This is a genomic window from Streptomyces sp. 2323.1, from assembly GCF_900221035.1.
GTDB lineage: Bacteria > Actinomycetota > Actinomycetes > Streptomycetales > Streptomycetaceae > Streptomyces > Streptomyces sioyaensis.
Map to the genome: position 1 here is coordinate 3,852,353 of NZ_LT907981.1, position 19,757 is coordinate 3,872,109.

Consider the following 19,757-nt stretch of genomic DNA (forward strand, 5'->3'; position numbering starts at 1 on the left):
CCGGACTTGCGCATGGCACCACAGTGGTGCCACTATGCCGTCATGGACCTCACTCCGTATGTCGACACCCTGCGTCGCGAACTCGCGGTGGCCGCCGAAGCCGGCGGGGAAGATGCCCGCGAGCTGGCTGAGCGGCTCACCACTCCTCTGGAGTCGGCGACCCGTCTGACCATGCTCAATGTGCTCTCCGCCGCGATGGACGAGATCACCCGCGAGCTCGCCCCCGGCTCGGTCGACGTACGGCTGCGCGGGCTGGACCCCGACTTCGTGGTGACGCTGCCGCCCGGTACCAGCGGTCACCTGGAAGCAGCGGCCGCACCCGCCGAACCGCTCGCGGCGCCGCCCCCCATAGACGACGACGGTGGCACCGCCCGCGTCAATCTGCGACTGCCGGCCCACCTCAAGGCGCGCGCCGAGGAGGCCGCGAACCGCGAGGGCCTGTCGGTCAACGCATGGCTGGTGCGCGCCGTGTCGGCCGCGGTCGACGGCGGCACGCGGCCGCGTACGACGGAGAAGGCCCACACCATCGGACAGAACTTCAAGGGCTGGGTGCGCTAGCCGCGCCCGCGCCCGCTCCACTTCACCCACACCACGTCCCCACCAGCGGGGACGACCATGAGACCCAAGAGGACGGGACAGCCATGCCTTCTTTCGACACTCCCGAACCGATCTCGGCCACGGCGCACGTGGAGGCCGGTTCCATCCAGTTCACCGCGGGCGACCGCCTCGACACGGTCGTCGAGGTGCGGCCCCGCGATCCGAAGCAGGACCGGGACGTGCGGTCGGCCGAGCAGACCGAGGTCACGTACGCAAGCGGCACCCTGACCGTCAGGACCCCCAAGCTGCGCAATTCGCTTCGCCGCCCCGGCACCGTCGATGTCACGGTCGAACTGCCCACGGGCTCACGCATCGACATGACCGGCGCCTGGGCCCAGGTGCTCGGCGAGGGCCGGCTCGGCGAGGTCCGCGTGAAGACCTCGTCCGGCGACGTCCGCCTCGACACGACCGGGCCGCTCCAGCTGACCGCCTCCCACGGCTCTATCACCGTGGACCGCGTCGAAGGCAAGGCCGAGATCACCACCAGCTCCGGCAGCCTGCGCGTCGGCCACATCGACGGTCCCGCGGTCCTGAAGAACTCGCACGGCAGCACGACCATCGGCGCCGCGACCGGGGAGCTGCGGGTGAGCGGCGCCAACGGCGATATCGACGTCGTGCGCGCCGAGGGGTCGGTCACCGCGACCACGGCGAACGGCACCCTGCGCGTGGCCGAAGTGGCCCGCGGCACCGTCCAGTTGGAGACCTCCTACGGCGCCATCGAGGTCGGTATCCGCGAGGGCACGGCCGCCTGGCTCGACGTCAGCTCGGGCTTCGGGCAGGTACGCAACACGCTCACCGCGTCCGAGTCCCCGGAGAAGGCCGAGGACACCGTCGAGGTCCGCGCCCGCACCCGACACGGCAACATCGACGTCCTCCGCGCCAAGCCCTGAGCAGCCCCGCACATCCCCAACTCACACCAACTCCCCGCTACTTCACCCTTCGAGCGGGAGGGCCCCATTGCGGCTTCTGTCATGCCCACACCACGCAAGCCCGCAGCCGCCGTCCGACACCGTCCGGCCACACCACCCGCCACGAAAGGACATCCGATGAGTCAAACGGCTCCCTTCCCGAACGGCCTCCCGATGGATCGCGATGCGGGCCCCTTCAACCCGCCCCGCGACATCACCCGGCTGCGCGAGGCTCGCCCGGTCAGTCCCCTGGTCTTCCCCGACGGTCACGAGGGCTGGATCGTCACCGGCTACGACGCGGTCCGCCAGCTCATGGCCGACACCCGGTTCAGCTCCCGCCAGGACATCGGCATTCTCCACGTGCCGTACGAGACCCCCGGCATGCCCGCCGCCACAGAACCGTCCCCGCAGATACCGGGCATGTTCATCGCCATGGACCCGCCGGACCACACCCGGCTGCGGCGCAGGCTCACCGGCGCCTTCACCGTCAAGCGCATGAAAATGCTCGAAGAGCGCATCATCGCCATCACCGAGCAGCAACTGGACGAACTGGCGCGCCTCGCCCCGCCCGTCGACCTGGTCAAGGAGTTCGCGCTGCCGGTGCCCTCGCTGGTGATCTGCGAACTGCTCGGTGTCCCCTACGCGGACCGGGAGACCTTCCAGGTCAACTCCGCCAAGTTCATGGTCAAGGACCAGTCGCTAGAGGAGAAGATGGCCGCGTACGAGGCACTGACCACGTACCTCGCCGAACTGGTCACGCGCAAACGCGCCGCCCCCAGCGAAGACATCCTGTCCGACCTGGCCCGCCATGACGACCTCACCATCGAGGAGCTGACCGGCGCCGCCTTCCTGCTGCTGCTCGCGGGCCACGAGACCACCGCCAACATGCTGGCACTGGGCACTTTCGCGCTCCTGGAGCACCCCGAGCAGCTGGCCGAACTGCGCGCCAACCCGGATCTGCTCCCCGATGCCGTCGAGGAACTCATGCGCTACCTCTCCGTTGTCGACATCCTCTTCCGCTACGCCACGGAGGACATCGAACTCGGCGGCGAGACCATCCGCGAGGGATCGACCGTCGTCGTCTCGATGCTGGCCGCCAACCACGACCCTCAGCGCTTCGAGAACCCCGACACCCTGGACATCCACCGCAAGGCCCGCGGCCACCTGTCCTTCGGCCACGGCATCCACCAATGCCTCGGCCAGCAACTGGCCCGCATCGAAATGCGCGCCAGCTTCGACGGACTGCTGCGACGCTTCCCAACCCTCAAGCTCGCCATCCCCGCCGGCGACGTAAAACTCAGGACCGACATGAACATCTACGGCGTCCACGAACTGCCGGTCACCTGGACGGAAACAGCCCGGTAAAACCGTCGCGGTCATCCACGGATGCCCGGCGATCGGAAACGAAAACGGCCCCCGACCAGGATTTCCCTGGTCAGGGGCCACTCTCAGTGCTCCATCTGCGGAGGCTGTGGGATTTGAACCCACGGTGACGTTGCCGCCACGACAGTTTTCAAGATGTCTTCCCGGATCATGCAGGGTGAGCCGTTCGTGCAGGTCAGCGGCTCGCCGGAGGCTCTTCCCCAGTCTGAGGACTGTCACCGTGCCCGCCGCGTGCCCCTAGATCGATGTCGTGCCCTCCGATCCAGGACTCGGACGCCTCGGCCACCTGAGCATCCCGACCGGCAGCAGGACGGGCGTAGTGGCGCGTGGTCACGCTGGCATTGCTGTGCCCGAGCCGATGAGCCGCCGTCATCACTCCGTACCGATCCGCTACCCAAGTGGCGTGCGAGGCCCGCAGATCGTGCGGGGTGACGTCCTTCAGCCCAGCCGCCGCCACCGCCGGATTGAAGTACGCCTTGCGCCACTGGTTGTACCGGAGCGGATTGCCGGCGCGGTTGGTGAACAGAAGCGTGTCCTCTCCACCGGGCAAGCGGTCGAGATACGCCGACAGCCGATCAACCAGCGACGGGGCGAGCGAGAGGACGCGCTTCTGATGTGACTTCGGGGTGTCGAACACCAGGGCCCCGTTGGCTTCCGCCAGGTTCTCGTCCACGACCAGGAGGCGGGCGCCGACGTCGATGTCTGCTCGCCGAAGGGCGAAGGCCTCACCGATGCGCAGGCCAGCGAAGGCCAGCAGGGCGATCAGCAGATCGTGCGGCGCCTTGGCGTTGGCAACGATCTCCGATGCTTCCTGCGGCGTGAGGATGTGCGGCTCGGTCTGAGGCATACGCGGCAGGCGCACCCCACGGCATGGCGTCATCGCGATCATTCCGTTGTCCACTGCCGAATCCATGATCTGTGCAAGCACTCGGTAGCACTGCCGGATCCAGGACGCTCCCATGCCGTCCGTCTGCATTTTGGAGACCCACTCCGCCACCGTGATGGGGCGCACGCTGGAGAGCTCCCGGTCTCCCAGTACCGGGTTGATCTGCGACTGAATGATCGAGCGGTACGTAGCCCACGTCTTGTGCTTGAGCTGCGGGCCCACGGAAGCCAGCCAGCGAGCCGCCCAGTCCTGAACCATCGCCTTGCCCTCAGCAGGATCGAGCCAGCGCCCCTCTTCGATCTCGATCCGCTTCCTGGCCAGCCACAGATCCGCATCCGTGGTCGTCAGGAACGTCCGGTCCGCCGGTCGCAGAATGCCGTCCGGTCCGGGGTAGCGCACCTGGTAGCGCCCCGAAGGCAGCTTGCGCACCCTGCCGAACTGGCGACGGCTCTTGCGCTTACCTGGCATCAGGCCACCGCCCGCAGAGGACGGAGCGGAGCGACGGGCTGCACCGTGTTGTCCTCGATGAACACGGCAACGGCGCTTTCGGGCACACGCACATGGCGACCGACCTTGACGAAGGTGATGCGCCGTTCCTCGATGAGCCGCCTGGGGAACCGGACCGTCGTACCGAGCCATTCAGCAACCTCCTGCACGGTCAGCAGGCGATCAGCCACGGTCACCACTCCCCTTCGGTGTCGAGTTCGGCGCGTACTTCACGGGAGATCTCACGGTTGGCTTGGATCTCCTTCGCGATGTTGGCGGCGAGCCAGGACTCGCCGGGGGTGTGGCCGTGGCCGGCGTAGGCCCAGTGGGCGATGACGCGGGTGGTGGCTTCGGGGTGGTCGTCGGGGGCGGGGAGGCCGAGGGCGGCGCGTTGCTGGGCGGCGCGGTAGTCGGCGCGGACCTGGCGGAGGGCGCCGAGGGTGGTGGAGTAGCGGCGGGACTTGGTGGAGAAGTGGCCGCGGAAGCCGAGCATGTGGGCCCACTGCCACAGCTTCCGGTCCGGGTAGAGCTCGTCCAGGTCGCGGCAGGCGCGGATCAGGCGCCGGGTGTGGTCGGGCAGGTCGGGAACCTTGTCCAGCTCGTGCATTTCGCCGATGCGGCGATCCACGGTGCCCGTGGTCTCGGCGGCCTTGGTCGCGTACTTCGCCACGTAAGAGGCCACCGCCTGTTCCGTGAGGTCCTCACCGGCTCCGAAGGCCCCGATGGGGCGGACATCGAGCTGAGTGCCCCAGCGCAGGGCCCGTTCCGGCTGATTCCCGACAGAGCCGAGGACGATCTCAGCCCGTGCGGCGGCGGCCTGCAGAGCGTCGGTGAGCAGGGCGTGGGTGGCCCAGGCTGGAGGTGCGGTGTCCGGGCCGTCGGGTCCGTCGAAGCGGATGACCGCGTGGAAGTGGATCGCGCCGCGCTTTTGGTACTCGGCGACCTTGCCGTAGGAGACGCGAAGCTGTTCCTTGAGCGCCTTCTGCGTGATGCCGGCACGGCGGGCCAGCTCGCGGGGCAGGTAGATGGTGACGTACCGCCACAGGTGGCCGGCGTGGTTGTTCCACAGCACTGCGCCCGCGTAGTCGTAGCGCTCCGGATCCAGCGCGGTCCCGAGTTCGGGGGCGTCGGCCTGGTGGTGGACGCCACAGCGGCAGGGACGGCGGCCGTTGTCAGGTCGGTTGTGCACCGGGCCGAAGGACGGTGCGGTGAGCGTGGCGAAGACGCGGGGGTGGTCGCGGACGGTCTCCGGGGTGCCCTTGGCTTCATCGCCGGTGAGCCCGGCGCGGATGAGGTGGTAGGTGTCGCCCGCGTAGGTCCAGGCGCAAGACGGGCAGCGCGACGCACGGCGGTTGCCACAGGCCACCCGGAGCCGCCCACCGGGCTCAACATCGGTCGAGTAGGCATGCAGGACCGTGCCGGTCGCGCGGTCGATCGTCTTCGTGGCGCCGGTGAGGTGGATCGGATCGGCGCACGCGCCGGTGCGACGGATCTGGTCTTGCCAGCGGTCGAAGCCGGGGGACCCGGCCACCCGGAGGAGGTCCCCCAGGGTGGTCGGGTCCAGGCCCGCCAGGGTGGCGGAGTCGGTCATCGGCCACCCCGTCCGGTGCAGGCGTTCTTGTGGGCGGTGTAGTTCTCCACCAGGGCCTTGACGTCGGCGTCGCCGTTGGCATGGTCTTCCGCACCACAGCCGCAGACGTAGTCGCCTTCAGCGGTCGTGTACTGGCTGCCTGACTTGACGCGCAGGCCGGGGAAGTCGGCGGCGGGACGAGCGGTCTTGGGGAACATGCCGGTCACCTCGCGATCTGCGGGGCGAGGAGGGCGGCGGCCGGGGCATTGCCGGTGCCGTGGCAGGTCCGGCAGGTGGCGGTGATGGTGCGGCGGGTGCCGTCGGGGTTGGTCTGGCCAGTGGTGATGGCGACGGCGGGGAAGCCGTCGCAGTCGCGGCATACGCGAGTGCGGGCGGGTGTGCGTGTGACGTTCTCGGGCATGATGAGCAGTCCCTTTCGGGTCGAGAGGTCTGGAAGGGGTTGCTGGCGCCCGGGGCGGCGGAAGTTTGGCGACCGAGGCCGCCCCGGGGGCCGTTCAGCTTTTGTGCTGCTTGCGGGCGAGCTTGATCGTGATGCTGGCGCCGCCGATGGTCGGGACGGCTGCTGCGGCTGCTGCGGCGGCGATCTGGAAGGCAATGGCGAACACGATGAGGACGACCGAAGCGCCGAAGGTGATCGCGATTGTGAGCATGATCGGGCCCGCGTAGGAGCGGGGCGGAGCCTGGACGATGACGACGTTGCGCGGATCGACGCCGGGCGGGATCAGGTGTGCCGGACGGTGGTTGGCGCGGAGCTGGGCGTCCGGGTGGCGCACGGGTTGCCTCCCCTCGGTGGTGGGCTACTTAATGGCCGCGCTGATGGCGGGACCGACGAAACTGTCAGCGAGGAGGTAGCCACCGAGCAGGAACACGGCCACGAGCCACCACGGGGGACGGGCGAGCTTGACGCCGAGAATTGCGACGACGGTCAAGGCGAGCCAGAGCGGGACGTCCATGGCGATTCCTCCTAGGCGGAGCAGTGGTGGGTGCGGGCGGCGAGTTCGGCGGCGGAGCGGTCGCGGTAGTCGGCGGAGAAGCCACAGCCGGGGGCGGTGCAGGCGGCGGTGTGTTTGGTGCGGCCGTGGCCGTCGTGGTGGGAGCCGACCTGGACGGGGCCGATGCGGAGCACGTCGTAGAAGCGGTTTGGACGAGGCATCGACGTCACCCCTCCCGGCGGGCCGAGTCGCCGGTGTGCGCGTCCAGCCAGTCGCGGATGGCGGGAAGTTCCTCGGGGCTGGCCTGATCAATCGTGAGCATCCCGATCTGTACGGCGTCGACGAGGAGGCCCTGGTGGGCGAGTTCGAGGGCGAGGTTCAGGCCGCGGAGCGTTAAGGCGTGCATGGTGGGTTCTCCTTAGGTGAGTTGGGCGGTGATGGCGTCGGCGAGCATCGGCGGGACGCCCAGGCGGGCGCGCAAGGTGTCGCGGTCGATCGGTGAGCCGGTCGTCGCGCGGTGGGTGTCGGCGATCTTCCGGGCGTGATCCAGCAACGCAGGCGGGACCGAGGGAGCCGGCCGAGCGGCAGGCGCAGGCTCAGGCGCCGGTGCGGCGGGAGCAGGCTCGGCCGGAGGTACGGCCGGCTGATCCGGGGCCGCAGGTAGCGGCTCGGGTGCGGTCGGGGCCGCAGGCGAGATCTGTGCCGGGACGGTCTCCGGCATGCGGTTCACGCCGGTCTCTTCGACGTCAGCTGACGTCTGGGCCCGGTCGGTTTCTGCCGGTTCGGTGGTGGGGGTGTGGGCGAGAAGGGTGCCGCCGAGGAAGGCCAGAGCAGGCCATCCCGCGACGAGGATCCGCAGCCAGGCCGGCACGGCGCCCAGGTCGAGAAGTCCGGCCGTGGCGATGTTCGCGCCCAAAGATGCGGCCAGCGCAATCACGAACCAGGTCCAGGCAGCGCGGGCAGCCCGCTCGTCAGCCCGAAGGATGCGCAGGCGGCGCCAGGCAGCGACGAACAGCAGATCCACGCTGACGGGGTAGGCCCAGGCTTTCCAGCCGTGCTGTCCGGCCGCTTCGGCGATGTCGTGGAGGTGAGCGAAGGACAGGGCACCAGCGATCACAGCCTGAACAAGCACAGCGTCCAGGCGGAACTTGGAGCGCATCGCGGTTCCTCCTTCCGGATTCTGGCCGGGCCGGGCGGGCCCGTGGGATCTCCGCCCGGCTCGCGGCGGATCAGGTGGTGGGGACTTCGCCGGTGCCCCAGCAGGTCAGGCACAGCGCTTCCTGCTTGTCCGGGCTGTCGCGCTTCTTGCGGGCACCGACCTGGAACGTCTCGGAGTTCTGTCCCGCCTTGCAGTCCGGGCACGGCAGCCCCGCCGAAGCCTGAGCAGCGGGCTTCTTGATGGCCTTACGGGCAGCCACCGAGATCACCGCTCGCGCGACTGGAAGCGGGCACGGCCACGCGGGCCGATGTCGATGCCGGTCGAGTCGCACGGGTCGCAGCCGGCGGAGGACTTGCTGTCTTCGCCCGAGCCGTTGCAGTCGTCACACGGCGGGCATCCACCAAACGCCTTGCTCTTCTCGTTGTAGGCGCGCTCTTCCTGGCTCTTGCGTCCGAACATGAGCTTTCTCCTTCTGTTTGAGGCATGGACGGGGTAGGGACCTGGCGCGAGACGGTCACGCCAACCGATGTGCGAGAAAAGACAGTTACTCGGTGACGGGCTGCGGCTTGAACAGCGGCACCGCATCGTCAGTCGTCGGCTCGGCGACCACGGCCGGCCGGAAGGGCACCAGAGCCGGGAGGTCCGGCGTCAGGTGCGCGTAGTCGCGACAGACCTGAGCCGCTTCGGCCGGTGACATGGCGGGGGTACGGATGCGCGACCAACCGCCGGAGGAGTCACCCGCGACCGCGACGCCGGGCCGGTCCGCCGGGATCATCGTTGCCGCGAACACGGCATCGGGAGCGATGTCACCCAGACCCATTTCAGCGGTCTGCTTGTCATTGACGCGGTGCACCACACGACCGCTGAGCTGGGCACGAAGCATCGTGGCGCCCCTGCCGAGCTCGGAGCCGAAGCGCTGCCCGCACACCTCCAGATAGATGCCGACCGCACGAGCCATCTGCGCAAGCCGCACCATCTGCATAACCATCCGGTCCCGACGTTCCTCATCCTTCTTGGCCGAGACGAGGAACAGCTCCGCCACCTCATCGACGAGGACCACCAGCGGCACCGGCCGCACCCGAGCGGGCAGATCCCACAGGTCCGAGACGTGATGCTCACTGAGCTGATCGAAGCGGGCTTCCATCTCCTCGACCAGCACGGCCAGCACCTGTGAGGCAGTCTCCGGCGTCGTGGCCAAGGCAGACAGGCGGGGCGCATACGCGCTCTGTTCCACCCCGCGCTTGCAGTCGATCCCCACCAGCCCCACCGGCATCTTCGCCAGCCCGGCGACCAGGTTGCGTTGGAACATCGACTTACCCGAGAAGTTCGCCCCCAGCGTCAGACTGTGCGGCACCTGCCGGTAGTCCCGCACGAACACGGTCCCGTCATCGCGCAACGCCACCGGCACGACCATGTCCGCAGCCTTGACCCGGCGCGGCATCCGTACCCGCTTGAGCACGTCGTAGCCGGTCATCCGCAGCTCCACAACACCCGGCTTGGCCTCGATCACGTTGACCGAGTGGACACCCCAGGCGTGCCGCAGCCGCTGGGAGGCCGCCGCCACATCCGCAGGCTCCAGACCGGCCGGAAGCCGCAGCGACACACGCAGTCCGGTCGAAGTGCCCCGCACCCGGCGGACCTTCGGCGGAACCGGCTGCACCTCGCGCCGGGCGACATTGCGCGCCATGAACGCCCGCAGACGAGACGGCTGCACCGTCAGCCCACACACATCCATCGTCGACCGGTACGTCACCGTGAACCGGCCCCACGTGATCGGCAGACCCACCAGCGACCAATACACACGAGGCGCACGAACCTTCGCGTAGCCGAGGCCACCCACACCCGCTAAGGCGCCAGTTGCCTCCAGCACGGTGGTCAGGTCGGTCATGATCAGGCACCCGCAGCAAGCGCCGCAGCGCGGAAGGCGATGCCGTGCCGCTTCTCGCCGTTGAACTCGTTCTCCCAGTCCCGCGCCTTGAGCCCTACCACCGAGACCGGCATGCCGGGGGTCAGACCCTCGGGGACGCCCGTCTCCGGCACGGCCACCTGGTAGAGGTTTCCCTCTCCCTCATCCGATACCAGCAGGCCCACAACCAGCATGTTGGCGCCGGTCTCGCTGTCGATGGCGATCTCGCCGGTCCGCTTGTTCTTCAGCTTCGGCGTCGGCGCGGTCGCGACGAACACCACAGCGGTCGAAGTGTCGATCTTGAACGAAGGCATGAAACGTTCCCCTCAGCGAGGTGACTGACTTGGCTAGCCGAGTTGGCTACATGACCAACATAGGCAACGTGGCTAGTCATGTCAACACCTGACTGTCCTGGCTGTCCCAATGCCGGTCCTGCCGCGTACCATCGGGCCCATGACCTTCGCTCCCGACTCCCTAGACCCGGACGACGACCGGCCGCCGTATGAGCAGGTAGCAAGCAGCCTCGGAGCAGCCATCCGCACGAGGAGGCTCGCGCCTGGGGAAAAGCTCCCGTCGCACAAGACGCTGACGGAGATGTACGGCTTTGCGCGGGCGACGATCCAGCGAGCACTGCGGGATCTCGAAGACGAAGGCCTAGTTGTGTCTCGCAAGGGCAGTGGCGTCTTTGTCCGCAACAGGACAGAGCGTCCAGCTGGCCTTCGCCCTTACGTTGAGCAGGCATTCGCCAGTACGGCCGTCACGATCGACTTCGCCGGCTTCTCCAGCGAGACGCTTCACGGTGCGCTCCAGGAGCCGATGGACAAGATCAGGGTCGGCAGGCTCACCCCGTCGAGCATCACCGTGCGCATTCTCGTGCCGGACATGTCAGTGCCTCAGGCGGCGCCGGTACGCCGCGACGACTGCGGTGACGACGAGCGGCTCCGCAGCCGCATGCACGACATCATGCTTGGCTACACACGCAGCATCCGTGACTCAATCGCCGAACTGGAACACCTTGGCCTGGTGCCGGAGACGCGCGTGGACGTGCGCGTTCACAGCGGCACCCAGTTCTTCAAGCTCTATGTGATCAACAACGAAGATGCGTTCTTCGGCTACTACCCGATCAAGCCGAACAAGGTCGTGGCACAGGGTGACGCGATCGAGATCTTTGACCTGGTGGGCAAGGACACCGTGCTCTTTCACCACTCGGTGAACGACAGTGAGTCGTCCAGCGGCACGCAGCAAGTGCAGCAAGCCCGCATGTGGTTCGACAGCGTGTGGGAGACCATCGCAAGGGACTTCGACCTCGATGGATAGTGACAACCTCCGTAGAGCGCTGGCCCGAGCGTCCGCAGTGTTGTTCGACTTCGACGGTCCGCTGTGTGACGTCTTTGGCGGTTTGCCGGCGCCGCAGGTGTCGGCGGAGTTGACGCGGCAAGCCACCGCACATGATCCGTCGCTCAGGGCGAAGCTCGTCGAGACGGATGACCCAATGGAAGTCCTGCGGCTCACCTATGAGTCCAACCCTGAACTCGGCTTGCAGATCGAGCGAGCTCTCACCGCTGCTGAAGTCGAAGCCGTAGCAGTAGCAGGATCCCCAACCGCCGGTGCCGTAGCAGCGCTTGACGCCGCGCAAGCCTCAGGGCGCCGGATTGCAGTGGTGAGCAACAACTCTGCGGAATGCGTCCGCTCGTTTCTCGAACGGCATTCACTGAGCAGCCATGTACGCGAAGTCGTGGGACGCGCGGCAAATCGACCAGACCTCATGAAGCCGCACCCGCACTCGTTGCTGCGAGCCGCGGAGCTACTGGAGGTCGGTCCGTCCGAGTGCGTGCTCATTGGCGACTCCATCACTGACATCCAGGCGGCCCACCTGGCTGGTGGCACTGCAATCGGCTACGCCAACAAGCCCCACAAGCGGGATGCGTTCGCAGAAGCTGGCGCCGAGGCAATCACTGAGCACATGGAGGCCATCGCAGACGCTATGCGGTGAGGAAGGGGAGCTGTTACAGGTTTCTCTACCTCATCAAGCCCCGCCCTTCGGCCGGGGAAGAGGGGCGGGAGGTGGGGGAGGAAGAGCACTCCGGGGGGCCCACCCGGGTGGTGCCGTTCCCTTTCCGAGTCTCCGGGTGCCGATCGCGCGGTATCAGCCCGTTGAGTCCGTGGAGTGCCGGTCGAGGCCAGCACCCGCCATCCACCTCGTTGGTCAGCGTCTCGCGACTCGGTCCCCGCGGGAGGCCTGCGGCTTGTAGCTCTGGCCTTGTGGGTGCTCTTGCCTTCGGCATCCGGCGCGCAGGCCAACGGCTTGACAGCCGCCGCTACGAATCACACCCCACCGGCCCGCCACGCGGGCCGGCGCGGGCTCGGGGACTGGGGGCGACGCTCCTGCCTTCGGCCCGCTCCGCCCCCGCCCCCGGCCCCGCGCCACCACAGTTGCCACGGGGTGATCCGCTAGACGCTTTGTCCCGCCCAAATGCAGCGCCGGACCGAGCAGACACCCCACCGGGCCAACACCACCACCGACGCCACCCGGCAGCTCGGCCGCAGCCACCCACCATCAGGACGAGCTGAGCAGCCACACAGGCACCATGCTCAAAGGCAGGTCCAGGCACAGAGCCCCGAGGGCGGCGAGGAAGTGCGAAAAAGTGGGTGCTGGGGTGAGGCGGAAGCGGTGAGCGGTTTACATGACGGGCGCGCTGCCGACCGTGCCTAGGTCTTGGTTCCGTCGATAAGGGCTGGCTACGGGAGGGGTGGGGGTGGCAGCGCCGAGCGCTCCGGGCATGCAGGCCAGCATGGGCGGGCCACCGTACCGCTGCCGTCACGGATGCGGGCGCGTGAGCGGACCGAACCCTGATCCGTGGCTGATGGGGGGCTCTCTGCTGCCGCGATGTGGCCGAGCCCGTCATGGGCGCTCCGCTAAAGCGGTGTCGCCGATTCGTATCCAGGCGGGCGCCGATGACCGGGAGGCTTCCCCACGGGGGTGAGTCGGAGTACCGGGCAACCCTCTTTGCGTCTATGTTCGAGACTCATTGACAGCTTCGATGAAGCGTTCGTACTCATGTCTTGCTGCCCCTGTGTGCCGCGAGATTTCTCCCCACACAGCTTCCTGCCTGCGATGCGGTTCGGACGCAGTTTGCAGCAGATGACTCAGAGATACCAGGTGTTCATAAGCCTGCCATGCCGACATGAACACTCCTCCGACGCCATCAAGTTGAAGTACGGCGACTGCATCTGCTGCCTTTTCTCGCTGCTGATTGGCGAGCGTAAGGGCTGCGTCCAAAACTTCCGCTGTAGGGGTGGCTCCCATCCTGAACAACTCTGAAGCGTCGATCAGTGCGTGATGGAAGTTACTCCAGGCCACTGCAAACGCTACGTATGTATCCCATCGAAACTGGCGTCTCCAATGATCCTTTTGCGACTTGGCCTGGTGGCGTCCGGCAAGAGCAGCCGCTCCGATTGCACCTCCAGCGCCGACTGCGGCTCCCAATAGCCCAGCAGCAGCGCCCACGATCACCGCATCCATCGTTGCATTGTCGTGGTCACCCACAGCTCCGTGTAGGCCCCCGCATACACCCGAAGCACACTGGTGGCCTGGTCTGCGTGTGGCTCACCGTGAGCGTCGGCGGGGCTGACAAGGCGCGCGCCTGACATCAACAGCGACGGACGGCGGGGGACCCGAGCGGTTCACTGCACCTCCGGACCGGTACGGCACGCGGGCCCCTGCAAGCGGCTGGGTGAATCCAAGTGCACCACTGTCGTGGCATAGATGCTCGTGCCCCATCCGTGCCCGATCTGATGGGGAACCACGGGGAACACGGGGCATCGTCGGGCCGTACGCAGAGAACCGGCCCCCGACCAATGTTGCTGGTCAAGAGCCGGTTCCCTTACCTCATCTGCGGAGGCTGTGGGATTTGAACCCACGGTGACGTTGCCGCCACGACAGTTTTCAAGACTGTTCCCTTAGGCCGCTCGGGCAAGCCTCCCCGCGGCACCGGTGCGCTTGGGCGTGCGGTGTCGCGGGATCAGACTAGCGCGTCACTTGTCGCCCGTGCGCTGGCCCAGGGTGACTCGGGTGGTGTGCTCCTTGCCGCCTCGCTTGTAGGTGAGGGTGACCTCGTCGCCGGGCTTGTGCTGCCAGATCTCGCTGATGAGGGTGGGGCCGCTGTCGATCACCGTGTCGTCGAGCTTGGTGATCGTGTCGCCGGGCTTGAGGCCTGCCTTGGCGGCCGGGCCGTTGGGGCTGACGGGGTCGGAGCCGTTGTTGCCGGTCTGGGCGATGGTCGCGCCGTTGCCGGTGTCCCGCATAGCGACCTGGACGCCGATCTGCGGATAGACCGGCTTGCCCGTCTTGATCAGGTCCTGCGCCACCCGCTTCGCCTGGTCGATCGGGATCGCGAAGCCCAGGCCGATGCTGCCGGACTGCTGGGACTCGCCGCCCAGTCCGCCGCCGTTGCCTGCCGACTGGATGGCGGAGTTGATGCCGATGACGTTGCCGCCGGCGTCCATCAGCGGGCCGCCGGAGTTACCGGGGTTTATCGAGGCGTCCGTCTGCAGCGCGCTCATGTACGAGGCGCTGGCGCCGCCGCCGTCGCTGGAGGCCACCGGGCGGTCCTTGGCGCTGATGATGCCGGTGGTGACGGTGCCGGAGAGGCCGAAGGGGGCGCCGATGGCGATCGTGGCGTCGCCGACCTGCACCTGGGAGGACTTGCCGAGCGGAAGCGGGTTGAGCGGGGCGCCGGAGGCGTTCTTGAGCTTGATCACGGCGACGTCGTAGCCCTGGGCGTGGCCGACGACCTCGGCGTCGTACTTCTTGCCGTTGGAGAAGGTCGCGGTGAGCTTGCCGCCGCCGGCGGCACCGGCGACGACGTGGTTGTTGGTGAGGATGTGGCCCTGCTTGTCGTAGATGAAGCCGGTGCCCGTGCCGCCCTCGCCGCCGGCGCCCTGGGCTTCGATCGTCACGACGCTCGGCAGCGCCTTCTGCGCTATCCCGGAGACGGAGGTGGGCTTGCGGTTCAGCGCCCCGGCGTCCCCGGGCGCGGAGACCGTCGTCGAGGCGTCGTCGCTGCGGCCCGCGAGCCAGAAGCCGACACCGCCGCCGACGCCGCCGAAGACCAGCGCGGCCGCCAGGACGGCCGCGATCAGACCGCTGTTGCGCCGCTTGGGAGCGGGGTTCCCGGTGAAGCCCCAGGGGTCACCGCCGCCACCGCCGCCATACGGGGGACCGCCCCAGCCGCCGCCGGCGCCCGCTCCGGGGGCACCGTGTGCGGCGGTGCCGTACGGGGGGAACTGGGCGGTCTGTTCGGTGGTGGGTTCGTCGCCGGGGCGGCCGAAGCCGGGCTGCTGAGGGTGTCCGGCGTCGTAGGGCGGCATCCGGCCCGGGTCGCCGGAGCCGGCACCGCCCTGGGACGAGGCGGCGGCCGGCGCGAAGTCGGGCGGCGGGGGCGCCATGGGGGGAGCGGCCGGCGGCGGGGCGCCGGGAGTCCGGGCGCCGGAGGCGGAGGCACCGTCCGGCTGCGGCCCGGCCGGCGGCTTGGCCTCCGACGGGACGGCGGCTCCCTCGTTCTCGGTGCTCACAGCTCTCTCCTCAGCTTCACGACTGTCGGCGTCCACGGCCCCGCGGGCAGCTGCCCTGTCTGCCTCATGCCTCAGCTGTCTGATGCCTGGGGCGCGCCGTTTCTTCCGGGGCTTGCAGTTCGGCCGGACCCTGGGGGTGCGTCCGGGTGGTGCGGTCTTGTCCTGCCGGCGGGCCGGGTGGTCCGCCGGGTGGTGCGGTTGTTCCGTGCCGGCGGGCCTTGCGGGCCCTCCGGGTCGTACAGCTCCTCGATGCCGGCACATAAGGAACCCGGCACTCCAGGATTCAGGATCCGGGATCCGGGCGCTGCGGGCGAGTCCCGGTCCGCCGGTCCGGGGCCGCGGGCCGTGGCCCACCGGTCCGTCGGGCAGCTCCCGTCCGTCCGCGAGACCCGGTCCGTACGTCCGGTCCGGGCCATTCGAGCCGGACGACACGGGCGAGTCTCCGTACCAGCCTTACCCACCGCGCGTCAGAGCACCGTAAGCCGAGACTGTGACTGTCCCCTCATCCTTTATCCCGGACAAAACCGGCGCATCCCCTGTTCCGCGGCGTGGGGAATGCACCGGCAGGCCCGGCAGCAGTGGGTGGCACGATAACGCGGTGACCTATGTACGCCCCGCCCAGGACGCCCGTCCGGATCGTCCCGCCATGTCCGTCGTAGCCCATCGCGGTGCCTCGGAGGACGCGCCGGAGCACACCCTGGCCGCCTACCGCAAGGCGATCGAGGACGGGGCGGACGCCCTGGAGTGCGATGTCCGGCTGACCGCCGACGGCCATCTGGTCTGCGTACACGACCGGCGGGTGAACCGCACCTCCAACGGGCGCGGCTCGGTCTCCGCCCTGGAGCTCGCCGACCTCGCGATGCTCGACTTCGGCTCCTGGAAGACCGAGGGGTTCGCGAACGAGGCGCCGGACCGGCAGCACGAGGACCCCGAGCGGACCGCCGTCCTGACGCTGGAGCGGCTCCTGGAGCTGGTCGCCGACGCGGACCGCCGGGTCGAGCTGGCCATCGAGACCAAGCATCCGACGCGCTGGGCCGGACAGGTGGAAGAGCGGCTGGTCGAACTGCTCGGCCGGTTCGGGCACACGAAACCGGCCCTGCGCGCCGACTGGACACCTCAGGTCCGGGTCATGAGCTTCTCGGCGCGTTCCCTGCACCGCGTCCGGGCCGCGGCGCCCACCGTCCCCGGGGTCTACCTGATGCAGTTCCTCACCCCCCGGCACCGCGACGGCCGGCTCCCGCCCGGTGTCGGCATCGCGGGCCCCGGCATCCGGATCCTCCGCTCGCACCCCGACTACGTCGCCAAGGCGCACCGCGCGGGCCACCAGGTCCACGTGTGGACCGTCAATGACGTCGCCGATGTCGAGCTGTGCCAGGAATTGGGAGTGGACGCAGTCATTACAAATCGCCCCAAGCAGGTACGAATCCAACTCGGCCTGAACTAAAACCCCTCACAGGGTGTGCACCGGCGCATTCGACCCGTATTCGATTATGTCCAGTGCGTCACCGAGTGTCGCTTGGCCGGTTTCCGGTCCAGTCCATTGGGGCATTCATCCCGTGGCGTGGGGCAAAGGAGGTCTCGGGGGTGGCGTTGGTGGTGGCACAAGAGGTGCCGACGTCGTCGATCATGGCCGTACCCCATGGACCAGTGGGTGTGGGCATGGCCAGGCGGCGCATGCGTGAAGAGCTGCTGGCAAGTGGAGTTCAGGACACGGTCGTCGATGACGCGGTCCTTATTCTTTCGGAGCTGTTGAGCAATTCGTGTCGCCATGCGCGTCCGATATACGAAAACAGCGCACCGGATTCCGTAACGGCCGGGCAGGGTGACACCCCGTCGGCATCCGTCCGGGCCTCCTGGCGCATCGACGTACAGGGCAAACTGACCGTCGCGGTCACGGACGGCGGCGGTCCGACCCGGCCGCTTCCGGCCACTCCGTCGGTGACGGCGCGCGGCGGCCGCGGGCTGGCGATCATTCGCTCGCTCGCCAAGGACTGGGGCGTTCGCGACACCGCCGTCGGCGAGGTCACGGTCTGGGCGGCCCTCTCGCTCCATGACGCGTTCGCTACGCGCGTGGACCTGACACCCGATCTGCCGCCCTCGCTCGCCGCGGGTGCGCCGGTGCGCACCGGGCATCCGCTGGGTCCGGGCTTCCCGGACTTCGACGGCCTGGTGTAGCGGCCCGGCCGGACGGCGCCGCACCGGCCGGGACACGGCCGCAGGCGCAGCCGGACGCGACCGGGTACGCAATCCTCTAGGCTCGCGCCGAAACGCGTCCGTACGCCCAGGATCGACCAGGAGACACCGTCGCCATGGCCAAGAAGCGCCGTCCCCAGTCCCAGGCCGCAGCACCGCAGATGAAGGACGGTGAGGTGCCGGTCGTCGGCGCTCGTGAGCCCTGTCCCTGCGGCTCCGGCCGCCGGTACAAGGCCTGTCACGGGCGGGCCGCGGCGCATGCCGCCACCACGCTCGTGCAGCGCCCCTTCGAGGGCCTGCCCGGTGAGTGCGACTGGGTGGCGCTGCGCGAGCTGGTGCCCGCCGCCACCGCCGAGTTGACGCTCAAGGGCGGACTGCCGGAAGGGGTCCCGTCGGTGACGCTGGCGACCGTCCTGCCGATGGCCTGGCCCGCGCTGCGCCGGGACAACGGTGCGATCATGCTCGGCCTGCAGAACGACACCGCCTCCGGCGACCTCAGCCGCGACCTCGCGGACACCCTCCAGCGCGCGCTGGTCGCGGAGCCCGGCACTCCGGTCGCCGCCGGACGGCCCGCGCCCGACGGCCCGCGGCTGCAGGATCTGCTCGACCCGGAGGCGGCTTTTGAGCCGACCGTCCACACCGGATTCGAGTTCTGGGTGGAGAACCCCGAGAACGCCACCGGCGAGGTCGCCGCCTCACTGGAGCGGGCCAACGCGGCGGCCATCCCGACCGCGCGGATCCCCGGGCTGGAGGGCGCGTACTGGTGCGAGGCCCCGGACAAGAACCACCTGCGCTGGGTCACCGGGCACCCCGAGGAGCAGCTGCTGGACGCGCTCGCCCGGCTGCATGTCGCGGGCGCCACCTCGCTCGGCGAAGACACCCGTCTGGTGGGCTCGTTCCGCGCCCACGGCCTGGTCGTTCCGGTCTGGGACCTGCCCTCGTCGATGAGCGCCGACGACGTCGCCGAGCCCGCCGCGGCGTTCGCCGAGCGGCTGGCGAAGGCCCTGGCCACGGACGCTCCGCTGACCCCCGAGGAGCGCCGGGCGCGGGGCGGTCTCACCAACCGTCAGGTCACTCTGAGCTGACCGGGCCGGCCCCCGTAAAACGGACCGGACGCCTCCGGGAAACCGGTGCGTGAGACCCGTCACAACTGCCTGTACCTGCCGGTAAATAGGCGTCCGGAATTCCACGATCGAATTTGCGAACCGCCGATCTCTTGTTACGGTTCTAAAAGCCCGGTCGCTGGTGCATCCCCCGTCGCCAGCGACCGGGCGCTTCCATGTCCGGAGGCGAATGATCCGCTTCGCCGGACCGGGCGCGGGCCCCATGGGCGGCCCGCCCCCTCGACGCCCGTCCCGTCAGTGGTCCGAACCACTGTCTTCCATGGGCGAGTTGCTGCCGGAACGCAGCAGCAGCCGCTCCCCCGCCGCGTCGGAGACCTCCGCCACCGCGTCGTACGGCAGCCCTCCCGTGTGCAGGGTCGGGCCGGCCGGGGTCTCGCACACGCCCGGCACATCGGCCGCCGGCACCGCGCAGTGCACCTGTACGGACCCGCCGTCCGGCCGCAGCAGCGTGAGGGCGGCGCGCAGGGGGTGACCCGTGCGGTTGCGGTAGTACGTACGCGCCCGGGTCCGGCCCGCCTGGCCGAGCACACAGGTCTGGGCCTCGATGCCCCGGGGAACGGTGAGTTCGGGGCCACAGCGGGCGGTGCGGCCAGGGAAGCGGCGCAGACCGAGGCCCGTGTGGGCGCTGCCGGAGCTTGTGGAACCGACGCCACGGGCAGGGCTCTTGCCCTGATTGACACCGCTATCGGCCAGGATTCCCGTTTCGACCGAAGGGCTATTTTCGGACGTGCCCGCTTTCCCGGACTGCGCCCCCGGAGCCGGGCGGCCGGCCGGGCCGGCCATCGCGACACCCAGCGGCACGACGAGGGCGAGCAGCGCCGCCCCGGCGAGCCCGGTCAACCGGAGTTTTTGCGCACGCTGCATGGCCCCCACCTGCGAATTGAGATGCCGCCGACGACGGCTTGACGGTGCTGCGAACCTATCGGCCGGCGGGGGTGCCCCAGGACACCCGAAGCCCGATTCCGGGCGGGATCGGGGGCGGTCACACCCGTACGGGTGATGCGACCGCGGGCGGTGG

The 19,757-nt window shown here is 69.0% G+C and carries 25 protein-coding genes and 1 tRNA gene; 8 read left to right on the forward strand and 18 right to left on the reverse strand.

Features of this window, described 5'->3' with window-relative positions:
• Positions 1–42: 42 nt before the first annotated feature.
• The 3 genes from CPH93_RS16300 to CPH93_RS16310 all read left to right on the forward strand — a co-directional run bounded on the left by CPH93_RS16300 (position 43) and on the right by CPH93_RS16310 (position 2,870).
• Positions 43–558 (forward strand): toxin-antitoxin system HicB family antitoxin, encoded by a 516-nt coding sequence (locus CPH93_RS16300; protein WP_096215466.1) that lies wholly within the window; start codon positions 43–45, stop codon positions 556–558.
• An 83-nt stretch (positions 559–641) separates the two neighbouring features.
• Positions 642–1,487, forward strand: coding sequence for a DUF4097 family beta strand repeat-containing protein (locus CPH93_RS16305; RefSeq protein ID WP_096213282.1), 846 nt, complete (start codon positions 642–644; stop codon positions 1,485–1,487).
• Positions 1,488–1,643: 156 nt separating this feature from the next.
• Complete coding sequence (locus CPH93_RS16310) at positions 1,644–2,870, forward strand: cytochrome P450 (protein ID WP_096213283.1); 1,227 nt, start codon at positions 1,644–1,646, stop codon at positions 2,868–2,870.
• A 193-nt stretch (positions 2,871–3,063) separates the two neighbouring features.
• On the opposite strand, the gene CPH93_RS16315 is transcribed toward CPH93_RS16310, so the two are convergent.
• The 14 genes from CPH93_RS16315 to CPH93_RS16380 all read right to left on the reverse strand — a co-directional run bounded on the left by CPH93_RS16315 (position 3,064) and on the right by CPH93_RS16380 (position 10,162).
• Positions 3,064–4,242: a tyrosine-type recombinase/integrase gene (locus CPH93_RS16315; RefSeq protein WP_096213284.1), complete on the reverse strand. Its 1,179-nt coding sequence runs from the start codon at positions 4,240–4,242 to the stop codon at positions 3,064–3,066.
• Complete coding sequence (locus CPH93_RS16320; RefSeq protein ID WP_096215467.1) at positions 4,242–4,451, reverse strand: excisionase family DNA-binding protein; 210 nt, start codon at positions 4,449–4,451, stop codon at positions 4,242–4,244. Before CPH93_RS16320 ends, CPH93_RS16315 begins: the two co-directional genes overlap by 1 nt.
• 2 nt (positions 4,452–4,453) lie before the next feature.
• Positions 4,454–5,851: a replication initiator protein RepSA gene (gene repSA / locus CPH93_RS16325; protein WP_096213285.1), complete on the reverse strand. Its 1,398-nt coding sequence runs from the start codon at positions 5,849–5,851 to the stop codon at positions 4,454–4,456.
• Positions 5,848–6,048, reverse strand: a complete 201-nt coding sequence (locus tag CPH93_RS16330) for a hypothetical protein (RefSeq protein WP_096213286.1) — start codon at positions 6,046–6,048, stop codon at positions 5,848–5,850. The genes repSA and CPH93_RS16330 overlap by 4 nt, the downstream gene beginning before the upstream one ends.
• 5 nt (positions 6,049–6,053) lie before the next feature.
• Positions 6,054–6,251: a hypothetical protein gene (locus tag CPH93_RS16335; RefSeq protein ID WP_096213287.1), complete on the reverse strand. Its 198-nt coding sequence runs from the start codon at positions 6,249–6,251 to the stop codon at positions 6,054–6,056.
• Positions 6,252–6,345: 94 nt separating this feature from the next.
• Positions 6,346–6,624 carry a hypothetical protein gene (locus CPH93_RS16340; protein WP_096213288.1) on the reverse strand — a complete coding sequence of 93 codons (279 nt, stop codon included), beginning with the start codon at positions 6,622–6,624 and terminating at the stop codon, positions 6,346–6,348.
• A 24-nt stretch (positions 6,625–6,648) separates the two neighbouring features.
• The gene (locus CPH93_RS36180) at positions 6,649–6,804 is read right to left on the reverse strand and encodes a hypothetical protein (protein WP_096213289.1); all 156 of its coding nucleotides are present in this window, start codon (positions 6,802–6,804) and stop codon (positions 6,649–6,651) included.
• Positions 6,805–6,815: 11 nt separating this feature from the next.
• Positions 6,816–7,004, reverse strand: a complete 189-nt coding sequence (locus tag CPH93_RS16350) for a mobile element transfer protein (RefSeq protein WP_096213290.1) — start codon at positions 7,002–7,004, stop codon at positions 6,816–6,818.
• A gap of 5 nt (positions 7,005–7,009) precedes the next feature.
• Positions 7,010–7,189 carry a hypothetical protein gene (locus CPH93_RS16355; protein ID WP_096213291.1) on the reverse strand — a complete coding sequence of 60 codons (180 nt, stop codon included), beginning with the start codon at positions 7,187–7,189 and terminating at the stop codon, positions 7,010–7,012.
• Positions 7,190–7,201: 12 nt separating this feature from the next.
• Positions 7,202–7,942: a DUF2637 domain-containing protein gene (locus CPH93_RS16360; protein ID WP_096213292.1), complete on the reverse strand. Its 741-nt coding sequence runs from the start codon at positions 7,940–7,942 to the stop codon at positions 7,202–7,204.
• Positions 7,943–8,012: 70 nt separating this feature from the next.
• Entirely contained in the window at positions 8,013–8,201 is a 189-nt protein-coding gene (locus CPH93_RS16365; RefSeq protein WP_159395011.1) for a hypothetical protein, read from the reverse strand.
• 5 nt (positions 8,202–8,206) lie between these two features.
• Positions 8,207–8,401 (reverse strand): hypothetical protein, encoded by a 195-nt coding sequence (locus CPH93_RS16370; RefSeq protein ID WP_096213293.1) that lies wholly within the window; start codon positions 8,399–8,401, stop codon positions 8,207–8,209.
• Positions 8,402–8,486: 85 nt separating this feature from the next.
• Positions 8,487–9,830, reverse strand: a complete 1,344-nt coding sequence (locus CPH93_RS16375; RefSeq protein WP_096213294.1) for an FtsK/SpoIIIE domain-containing protein — start codon at positions 9,828–9,830, stop codon at positions 8,487–8,489.
• A 2-nt stretch (positions 9,831–9,832) separates the two neighbouring features.
• A complete protein-coding gene (locus tag CPH93_RS16380; RefSeq protein WP_096213295.1) occupies positions 9,833–10,162 on the reverse strand; it encodes an SCO3933 family regulatory protein in 330 nt (109 codons plus the stop codon).
• 139 nt (positions 10,163–10,301) lie between these two features.
• Here CPH93_RS16380 and CPH93_RS16385 point away from each other — a divergent pair, with 139 nt between their 5' ends.
• Together CPH93_RS16385 and CPH93_RS16390 are read left to right on the forward strand one after the other, a co-directional pair.
• A complete protein-coding gene (locus tag CPH93_RS16385) occupies positions 10,302–11,165 on the forward strand; it encodes a GntR family transcriptional regulator (protein ID WP_096215469.1) in 864 nt (287 codons plus the stop codon).
• A gap of 37 nt (positions 11,166–11,202) precedes the next feature.
• Positions 11,203–11,841, forward strand: coding sequence for an HAD family hydrolase (locus CPH93_RS16390; RefSeq protein ID WP_231977440.1), 639 nt, complete (start codon positions 11,203–11,205; stop codon positions 11,839–11,841).
• A 1,020-nt stretch (positions 11,842–12,861) separates the two neighbouring features.
• On the opposite strand, the gene CPH93_RS35795 is transcribed toward CPH93_RS16390, so the two are convergent.
• The 3 genes from CPH93_RS35795 to CPH93_RS16400 all read right to left on the reverse strand — a co-directional run bounded on the left by CPH93_RS35795 (position 12,862) and on the right by CPH93_RS16400 (position 15,422).
• The gene (locus CPH93_RS35795) at positions 12,862–13,371 is read right to left on the reverse strand and encodes a hypothetical protein (protein ID WP_159395012.1); all 510 of its coding nucleotides are present in this window, start codon (positions 13,369–13,371) and stop codon (positions 12,862–12,864) included.
• 373 nt (positions 13,372–13,744) lie between these two features.
• Positions 13,745–13,831 (reverse strand) — tRNA-Ser (locus CPH93_RS16395).
• A 52-nt stretch (positions 13,832–13,883) separates the two neighbouring features.
• Positions 13,884–15,422, reverse strand: coding sequence for a S1C family serine protease (locus tag CPH93_RS16400; RefSeq protein WP_096213297.1), 1,539 nt, complete (start codon positions 15,420–15,422; stop codon positions 13,884–13,886).
• A gap of 646 nt (positions 15,423–16,068) precedes the next feature.
• Here CPH93_RS16400 and CPH93_RS16405 point away from each other — a divergent pair.
• The 3 genes from CPH93_RS16405 (at position 16,069) to CPH93_RS16415 (ending at position 18,700) form a co-directional block, all read left to right on the forward strand.
• The gene (locus tag CPH93_RS16405; RefSeq protein WP_173909823.1) at positions 16,069–16,866 is read left to right on the forward strand and encodes a glycerophosphodiester phosphodiesterase; all 798 of its coding nucleotides are present in this window, start codon (positions 16,069–16,071) and stop codon (positions 16,864–16,866) included.
• Between the two features lie 53 nt (positions 16,867–16,919).
• Positions 16,920–17,597, forward strand: a complete 678-nt coding sequence (locus tag CPH93_RS16410; protein ID WP_371126787.1) for an ATP-binding protein — start codon at positions 16,920–16,922, stop codon at positions 17,595–17,597.
• Between the two features lie 134 nt (positions 17,598–17,731).
• Positions 17,732–18,700 (forward strand): DUF5926 family protein, encoded by a 969-nt coding sequence (locus CPH93_RS16415; protein WP_093484243.1) that lies wholly within the window; start codon positions 17,732–17,734, stop codon positions 18,698–18,700.
• A 273-nt stretch (positions 18,701–18,973) separates the two neighbouring features.
• On the opposite strand, the gene CPH93_RS16420 is transcribed toward CPH93_RS16415, so the two are convergent.
• Entirely contained in the window at positions 18,974–19,603 is a 630-nt protein-coding gene (locus CPH93_RS16420) for a hypothetical protein (RefSeq protein WP_173909824.1), read from the reverse strand.
• Positions 19,604–19,757 lie beyond the last annotated feature (154 nt).

Bases quoted from the DNA above. Each gene is read 5' to 3' on its own strand.
- CPH93_RS36180 (WP_096213289.1), bottom strand. From the start codon at position 6,804: ATGGACGTCCCGCTCTGGCTCGCCTTGACCGTCGTCGCAATTCTCGGC.
- CPH93_RS16305 (WP_096213282.1), top strand. From the start codon at position 642: ATGCCTTCTTTCGACACTCCCGAACCGATCTCGGCCACGGCGCACGTG.
- CPH93_RS16405 (WP_173909823.1), top strand. From the start codon at position 16,069: ATGTCCGTCGTAGCCCATCGCGGTGCCTCGGAGGACGCGCCGGAGCAC.
- CPH93_RS16360 (WP_096213292.1), bottom strand. From the start codon at position 7,942: ATGCGCTCCAAGTTCCGCCTGGACGCTGTGCTTGTTCAGGCTGTGATC.
- CPH93_RS16335 (WP_096213287.1), bottom strand. From the start codon at position 6,251: ATGCCCGAGAACGTCACACGCACACCCGCCCGCACTCGCGTATGCCGC.
- CPH93_RS16350 (WP_096213290.1), bottom strand. From the start codon at position 7,004: ATGCCTCGTCCAAACCGCTTCTACGACGTGCTCCGCATCGGCCCCGTC.
- CPH93_RS16355 (WP_096213291.1), bottom strand. From the start codon at position 7,189: ATGCACGCCTTAACGCTCCGCGGCCTGAACCTCGCCCTCGAACTCGCC.
- CPH93_RS16315 (WP_096213284.1), bottom strand. From the start codon at position 4,242: ATGCCAGGTAAGCGCAAGAGCCGTCGCCAGTTCGGCAGGGTGCGCAAG.
- CPH93_RS16420 (WP_173909824.1), bottom strand. From the start codon at position 19,603: ATGCAGCGTGCGCAAAAACTCCGGTTGACCGGGCTCGCCGGGGCGGCG.
- CPH93_RS16310 (WP_096213283.1), top strand. From the start codon at position 1,644: ATGAGTCAAACGGCTCCCTTCCCGAACGGCCTCCCGATGGATCGCGAT.
- CPH93_RS16370 (WP_096213293.1), bottom strand. From the start codon at position 8,401: ATGTTCGGACGCAAGAGCCAGGAAGAGCGCGCCTACAACGAGAAGAGC.
- CPH93_RS16380 (WP_096213295.1), bottom strand. From the start codon at position 10,162: ATGCCTTCGTTCAAGATCGACACTTCGACCGCTGTGGTGTTCGTCGCG.
- CPH93_RS16415 (WP_093484243.1), top strand. From the start codon at position 17,732: ATGGCCAAGAAGCGCCGTCCCCAGTCCCAGGCCGCAGCACCGCAGATG.
- CPH93_RS16385 (WP_096215469.1), top strand. From the start codon at position 10,302: ATGACCTTCGCTCCCGACTCCCTAGACCCGGACGACGACCGGCCGCCG.
- CPH93_RS16300 (WP_096215466.1), top strand. From the start codon at position 43: ATGGACCTCACTCCGTATGTCGACACCCTGCGTCGCGAACTCGCGGTG.
- CPH93_RS16375 (WP_096213294.1), bottom strand. From the start codon at position 9,830: ATGACCGACCTGACCACCGTGCTGGAGGCAACTGGCGCCTTAGCGGGT.
- repSA (WP_096213285.1), bottom strand. From the start codon at position 5,851: ATGACCGACTCCGCCACCCTGGCGGGCCTGGACCCGACCACCCTGGGG.
- CPH93_RS16330 (WP_096213286.1), bottom strand. From the start codon at position 6,048: ATGTTCCCCAAGACCGCTCGTCCCGCCGCCGACTTCCCCGGCCTGCGC.
- CPH93_RS35795 (WP_159395012.1), bottom strand. From the start codon at position 13,371: ATGGATGCGGTGATCGTGGGCGCTGCTGCTGGGCTATTGGGAGCCGCA.